The sequence below is a fragment of the Nostoc sp. genome, assembly GCF_041747015.1.
Lineage (GTDB): Bacteria > Cyanobacteriota > Cyanobacteriia > Cyanobacteriales > Nostocaceae > Nostoc.
In genome coordinates, this window is record NZ_JBGTFY010000019.1 from 1 (window position 1) to 5569 (window position 5569).

Sequence of the window (5569 nt, forward strand, 5' to 3'; positions counted from 1 at the left end):
ACGGTAAAGCTACCTATCGTAACCGCTATGTGCAGACGCAGAAATGGCTTGCGGAACATGAAGCAGATAAGGCGATTTTGACTGGGTTGTTAGAACCGCCACAGCAAAATTATCTTGGCATATCTGGAAATACCGCTAATACAGCCTTAGTGTGGCATGATGGTCAGCTATTGGCATTGTGGGAGGGTGGTGCGCCTTATGCAATTCAAGTTCCTGAGTTAAAGACAATTGGTGAGTACACTTATAATGGCAAACTAATCTCTGGTTTTACTGCCCATCCGAAAGTAGATCCAATCACGGGTGAAATGGTATTCTTTGGTTATTCATTTGTACCACCATATCTGCAATACGGCATAGTTTCCGCAGCAGGTGAGTTGTTATGGACAATACCAATTGAAATTCCCGCACCTGTGATGATGCACGATTTCGCCATTACAGAAAACTACACCATTTTCATGGATTTACCCCTGACTTTGCGCCCAGAACGGATTCAGCAACAAAAAGCAATGATCATGTTTGAAAGCGATCGCCCAAGTCGTTTTGGGATTCTTCCACGTCACGGGGATAACAGTAATATTCGCTGGTTTGAAAGTCCGCCTTGCTATATTTTTCATACCCTGAACGCCTATGAACAAAGTAATGAAGTGGTGCTGATTGCTTGTCGGATGAGTTCTACTTCTGTATTGGATTTTAATGCTATCAATGATCCAGATGCAAATATTCCGCGACTGCATCAATGGCGGTTTAACCTGACTACTGGCGCTGTGTCTGAGTCAAGGTTAGATGATATGGCTGGGGAATTTCCTCGGGTGAATGAAAACTTGTTGGGGCGGCAAACTCGCTATGGCTACATTAATAAAAGCGCGGATACTCCCGTACCTTTATTTGCAGGTATCATTAAATACGACTTCAGCAAGAAAAAATCCCAAGTTCATGAGTTTGGACAATGGCGTTATGGTGGTGAGTCCGTATTTATACCACGTCCTAACGCAACAGATGAAGATGATGGTTGGCTGATGACTTTTGTTCACGATGACACGGCAAACACTTCAGAATTGTTGGTAGTGAATGCTCAAGATGTTACTGCTGAACCTGTAGCGCGGGTGCTAATTCCACAACGCGTACCCTATGGATTTCATGCTACTTGGATTACTGACAAACAGTTACAAGGGTTTTAACCGAGTAGCACTCTTGTTAAGCACTAATCCTTGATCTGGTTAGCTTTGGGGTTTGGATGTGGGGTACAGGGAATTACGAACAATGAGCTTCTTTATGGCGTACTAAAATTCAATATCTATTAACACTACACTCTACCCCTAAGACCCTGCATAAGTCACAGAGCGTTCACGAGACGGCGATGCCTACGGCGGCAAGCTACGCTCCCTTAGGGGTCGCGTCGCCTCAGTTTGTTCAAGGCGTGTCAGAGAATGAAGTTGACTTGCCTGTGGCAATGGACTGCACGACGCTGACGCTTGTAGATGCTGTACCGAGTCAATCTACTTCGTTATTGGCTGAAACTCAAGATTGTAGTGTTGAACTGAAAGATTGTCATGTTCGCGCAGCGTCTCGTAGAGAAGGCACTGATTCCGCCGCGCCCGTCGCTCAAAATGAATTTTGTTTAAGTTCAGCGATCGCTAATCAAACACAGGGGCAAGTAGATCAAGATTCCCTTGCATTGATACTGCCAAGCGACCAATTATTTTCTGAAAACGGGGACGCATAATCTGCGACTCGATCCCATCCCCACTTATAAGCAGTGTCAACTAGAATTTCTTTACCATTTCGGAACTTAATAAATTCCTGTTCGTGGTCGTCAAATACGTCTGCAACCAGTTGATTACGCTTGTCGTAACCCCACTTATCCACTGCTGCCTTCCACCAGCGCTTTCCTCTTGAGAGCAACTGTTCAAGTTCTAAATACTCCGGCTTCCAATACTTGGTACGCCATTGATTTGCCAGTGCCTCGATTAGTATCGCAGTCGGGTAGATCGGCTTCAGGTTTTCTTCGAGCCAGAGTATATAAATGATTGCGCTCCTGAAAGCATCTTCTAAACAATAGCTTGATGCTTCTAGAGTGTCTTGGAGTTGCTCGTCACTAAAATTTACGCCGAGCGATCGCAGGGCTGGAGCGTACAAATCAAATAATTCTTGTTCTACTGAATCGGCAGACCAGAACCACATAAGAAAAAGAAAACTCCTGCTGGGTGGCTAAATAAAATTTAGCATTTAGCGTGGGAAATGTTGATGTGGGGAAGAGTAGCGATGTCTACGACGGGCTATTCGGCGTCGCCAAACTTTGTCCACCTGAAATTGAAAACTCAACCGCCTCATGATGCAACCAGTTTGTAGAGTTGAGCAACTGTTCGGTTTGCACCTACCAAGCTACCCAACCCAGTTTGATTTTTGGATATCGTCACCGACATCACAGGTGTAGGCTAGCTGGACTCTTCGGTTGCACTCTCGACAGATTCCCACCCAATACTTCTCGGTTAAGAGTTAAGCAGTATTGAGAAAAAAAAAGTGAGTGGTTGACGTTTAGTACCCGCTCCTCTGTGAATTGGTTTTCTAGATGGAAACTTAGAACGAGATTTTTTGACTACTCTGGGATTTGTTCTGCCCTGTCTGGGAGGGATTTTTTGCTCCAAAATTTCCAGAATTAGCTTGGAGAAAAAAAGTGTATTTGCTCACTGTTGGCATCTTGGAAATCAGCAATAGCTCGACGAATAACTTTGAGAGTACCAGTGAAACCTAAGTGCAAAGGAGATATTTCAGCAGCAGTTGCGGCTTGAAATTACTATTATCTAATCTGTAAAGTACAAAAACTATAGTTAGTATCCCTCCTCATCCTCAATTAACTGTTGTATAGTTCCTACCCACACATTTTCCTCGTTATCTAATGCTTTTGGATCAAGTTTTTTTAATTCTTCCTTAAAATCTTCGATTCCTTGTTCAAAATTTTCCCCTAATAATAAGTTTTTACTGTATGAAACTAGAGAAGAAGCAAGTTGTTGAATACTTGAATTAAAAAAGTAAATTGATAAATCGTTTGGATTTAAAGATACTATTTCACATTTATTTCCTAAATCAATACATATTCTAGAAGACAAAGCGACTTCTGAGTGGAATAGAAAAAAATCATCCGTTCCTAATATTTTTACCTTTTTTCCTATATCAGATAAGCTAGCATTTTTATCCAAACCAATTTCACTGAGGAATATCTTTCTTCCTATTACTTGAGAAGCACTTTCATAACCAATAGTGTAAAGCTGCCCTAAATACATTGCAGATTCACCAATTTGAATATCTTTTGAAATTGGCTCAAAATCCATTGAGAATCTAAAATGATTAACTAAATATGGGAATCCTGTATTCAGGATAAATTCTTTAGTTTCATTAAGAAATATGATATTAGATAGTCTCTTTTTATCTACATACACTAGATCCTTTTTGCCAAAAACTTCAACCATTTCTCGCTCTGAAATCATAACTTATACCTACTTAATTATTTAAAATCTACACCATTTTTTCCCAAGTCTTGATATTTTCGTAATCTTGAAGAATTGTTCATGCCTCCTTTATAAGGATATGAATAGTATACTTGAGCTTTAGGAAAAGCAAATTTTAGAAAAGTAGCACATTGATTATTTTTAGTATTACATGGTTCAAACTCTGTGTATATTTTCGTTACTTTTGAAAACGGAATACGGAGTTGTTGAAGTTTCCCAGCAAGCTCTTTTTCAGCATGAGTGTCTACTCCTGCAACTGACTTTGGTATATTTTCTGCTGTAATATATCGGCGTATCCCAGCTTTATCAATATATTCAGCAACAGCAACATTACGCGTTTTAGATACTTGATTTGCTGCTCTGTGAAAAATAACTTCTTGAATAAACCGAAAAGCAGGATCAAAATCAATCTGTCCTCCTAATCCACGAGTGGGATCGAAGCCTGAAAATGGATCGTTTGACAGGAAATCAACACCTAATAAATTAAAAGGATTAAGAGCTTCTGCCAATATACTAATTATCGCTAAAGTAGCAGTAATTTGGAGTAAAGAGTTATATCCACTGGGATCTATGAAGCTAACAGGATTACTATTTGCATAAATGTACTTATGCAATGTCAGTGGATCACTAATTTGCCCCTCATAATCATCCTTTCTAATAAATCTTCCAGTATCGGCATCATAATACCTTGCCCGATTATAGTAGTCTCCCAATGCTTCATCGAACTGCTCACCAGCAAACAGGTATTTGTTTTCCGTCCCGCCACTAGAGTTCAGTAGTTCTCCAAATGCCTCGTAGTCGTAAGTACTAACCAAATTACCAGTTGCATCAGTTAACACCCGTGTACTACTTAACCCATCAACATGGTAGAAAGTACGACTATTCTCCTGTTCCTGAGCAATTAAATCATTGCCATAAACATATTTAACCTGCACCGCACCATTTAGGGAATACTCCTCCAAAACCTGTGCATACGGTTGCATTTCATCAATTAAGTAGCGCGTCTCAACACCATCAATCGTTGCTGCAACTCGAATACCATTATCGTTATACCTATACTGCATTGCTTGTTGGATTGCACCGTTAGTATCCTTCACTATTGCCGCAATCAACCGATTCTCATAATTCCAGGTATACTCGGTTATTATGCTATTTTCGGTCTTCGTTAAGGTGTTGCCATTGTTATCGTAAGTATAATTAGTAACTGCTTGCTGATTAACAGTCTCATTTAACAAACGGTCATTGGCATCATAGGCATAATCTGTAACCGTTGTAGCACCGTTGACAGTTTCACTCTTAGTCTTGCGATTCCCTACCTTATCGTAGGTATAGCCGTAAACTCGATTTCCATTAATCGCATCAGTAATTTTTTCTTGGGCCAACCGATACAAGTCATCGTAAGTATAATCAACGCTACGACCATTGTGTTCAACAACTTTGGTGCGGTTGCCTACTTTGTCCAGAGTACAAGTGTAGCTGGAGAGGATGGTGTCACCCTTATGATTTTCCAAATACTTCAATCGATTGAGGTCATCATAAGAGCGAATTTCCTGCGTACCATTAGCTAAAGTAGTACGCACCAAATTACTTACAGCGTCGTAGTCATAATCTGCCGTAACAATCCCACCCTCAAGTACTTGGTCAAGGCGGTTACGAACATCAAAGGTGTAGTTGACTGTGCCAGATGCGGTAGTAACAGAAGTGCGATTACTTGCAGCATCGTATTCATAGGTAGTAGCCCCTAGCTGTCTAATTGGTATGTAAAGCAGGTAACTCACATCTTGCACCTGACAAAAAGAATCCGTATTAACCGAAAATAAGAGAATAAAAATAACATCTAATAATTGAGCTTCTAATTTAGGTACTTATATGGAAAACTACATTTTTGAAAGTATATCTACACACGAGATATACGAAAAGGGAAATATTGTCATCTGCACAGAGATATTTGTATTTTTTCGGAAAAAATGAGAGAAAAGGGCGTATAAAACATACATCAGCAAGAAATATGGAAATCATTCTTGCCCACGCCCATACTCTAATGTATACCATTCTGGCATTGA

At 40.2% G+C, this 5569-nt stretch carries 5 protein-coding genes; 2 read left to right on the forward strand and 3 right to left on the reverse strand.

What is annotated here, in order from left to right; translation table 11 throughout:
- Together ACEW80_RS01450 and ACEW80_RS01455 are read left to right on the forward strand one after the other, a co-directional pair.
- Positions 1-1178, forward strand: a 1178-nt coding sequence (locus ACEW80_RS01450; RefSeq protein ID WP_373524892.1) for a carotenoid oxygenase family protein, incomplete at its 5' end; no start/stop codon positions are given.
- 179 nt (positions 1179-1357) lie between these two features.
- Positions 1358-1723, forward strand: a complete 366-nt coding sequence (locus tag ACEW80_RS01455) for a hypothetical protein (protein ID WP_373524893.1) — start codon at positions 1358-1360, stop codon at positions 1721-1723.
- Here the strand turns inward: ACEW80_RS01455 and ACEW80_RS01460 are convergent.
- From ACEW80_RS01460 to ACEW80_RS01470, 3 genes are all read right to left on the reverse strand, one after another.
- Positions 1660-2181, reverse strand: a complete 522-nt coding sequence (locus ACEW80_RS01460; protein ID WP_373524894.1) for a hypothetical protein — start codon at positions 2179-2181, stop codon at positions 1660-1662. The two genes, ACEW80_RS01455 and ACEW80_RS01460, sit on opposite strands and share 64 nt — an antisense overlap.
- A 647-nt stretch (positions 2182-2828) precedes the next feature.
- Positions 2829-3485: a hypothetical protein gene (locus ACEW80_RS01465; RefSeq protein WP_373524895.1), complete on the reverse strand. Its 657-nt coding sequence runs from the start codon at positions 3483-3485 to the stop codon at positions 2829-2831.
- Between the two features lie 17 nt (positions 3486-3502).
- Positions 3503-5284, reverse strand: a complete 1782-nt coding sequence (locus tag ACEW80_RS01470; protein WP_373524896.1) for an RHS repeat-associated core domain-containing protein — start codon at positions 5282-5284, stop codon at positions 3503-3505.
- Between the last annotated feature and the right edge of the window lie 285 nt (positions 5285-5569).

Excerpts from the sequence above, each read along its gene's own strand:
- ACEW80_RS01455 (WP_373524893.1), top strand. The coding sequence starts at position 1,358 with ATGCCTACGGCGGCAAGCTACGCTCCCTTAGGGGTCGCGTCGCCTCAG.
- ACEW80_RS01460 (WP_373524894.1), bottom strand. The coding sequence starts at position 2,181 with ATGTGGTTCTGGTCTGCCGATTCAGTAGAACAAGAATTATTTGATTTG.
- ACEW80_RS01465 (WP_373524895.1), bottom strand. The coding sequence starts at position 3,485 with ATGATTTCAGAGCGAGAAATGGTTGAAGTTTTTGGCAAAAAGGATCTA.